The 1,259-nt window shown below is 73.9% G+C and carries 1 protein-coding gene; it reads right to left on the bottom strand.

Translation table 11 applies throughout. The features are described from left to right. Positions 1-105 precede the first annotated feature (105 nt). The coding region (gene murD, locus HY68_RS19755; RefSeq protein WP_041990697.1) for a UDP-N-acetylmuramoyl-L-alanine--D-glutamate ligase at positions 106-1,259 on the bottom strand (1,154 nt) is incomplete at its 5' end.

Here is a 1,259-nt window from a genome sequence, read left to right as displayed (position 1 = left end):
TGCGCAGGGCGAGCCTGCGCCCTGCGGCGATGCCGGGTCCTGCGGTGTCCTCAGCCGGCATCGTCGCTGTCCCCTCCGGTCGGGCCTGCGGTGCGGCCGCTGGTGTCAGGCGTGCTCGGCGGCGAGTGCGCGGACCGCGTCGGTGAACGCCTCGCCGCGCTTGTTGTAGTTGGCGAACATGTCCATCGAGGCGCAGGCCGGGGCCATCAGTACGGTGTCCCCCGGCTGTGCGAGCCGCGCCGCTTCGCGTACCGCCGCCGACATCGCTCCAGTGTCGGTCCGTTCGACGTCCACGACAGGGACTTCGGGGGCGTGTCGCGCGAGGGCTTCGCGGATCAGCGCCCGGTCGGCGCCGATCAGGACCACGCCGCGCAGCCGCTTCGCCGAGCGGGCGACGAGCTCGTCGAAGGTCGCGCCCTTGGCGAGGCCGCCGGCGATCCACACGATCGGCTCGTAGGCCGCCAGGGACGCCTCTGCCGCGTGGGTGTTGGTGGCCTTGGAGTCGTCCACGAAGCTCACGCCCGCGACGTCCGCGACGTGCTCGATGCGGTGCGCGTCGGGGCGGAACGCGCGCAGTCCGTCGCGTACGGCGGCGGGTTCGACACCGTAGGCGCGGGCGAGGGCGGCGGCGGCGAGGGCGTTGGCGATGTTGTGCGGGGCCGGCGGGTCGACGTCGGAGACGTGGGCCAGCTCCTGCGCCTGCTCCCTGCGGTTGTCGACGAACGCGCGGTCGACCAGGATCCCGTCCACGACGCCGAGTTGGGAGGGCGCCGGGGCGCCGAGGGTGAATCCGACGGCCCGGCAGCCCTCTTCGACGTCGGCGGCGCGCACCAGGTCCTCGGTGGCCTTGTCGGCGGCGTTGTAGACGCAGGCGACGCGGTTGCCCTCGTAGACGCGGCCCTTGTCGGCGGCGTACGCCTCCATGGAGCCGTGCCAGTCCAGGTGGTCCGGGGCGAGGTTGAGCACGGCGGCCGAGTGGACGCGCAGGCTCGGCGCCCAGTGCAGCTGGTAGCTGGAGAGTTCGACGGCGAGGACGTCGTACGTCTCGTCGCCGGTGACCGCGTCGAGGAGCGAGACGCCGATGTTGCCGACGGCGGCCGTACGCAGCCCGGCAGCGGCCAGGATGGCGGCGAGCATCCTGACCGTCGTCGTCTTGCCGTTGGTGCCTGTGACGGCCAGCCAGGGGGCCGCGTCGGGGCCGCGCAGCCGCCACGCCAGCTCGACGTCGCCCCAGATCTCCACGCCCGCGGCGGCGGCCG

Source organism: Streptomyces sp. AcH 505 (genome assembly GCF_000818175.1).
Taxonomy (GTDB): Bacteria; Actinomycetota; Actinomycetes; order Streptomycetales; family Streptomycetaceae; genus Streptomyces.
This window is presented reverse-complemented; position numbering and strand designations above follow the sequence as displayed.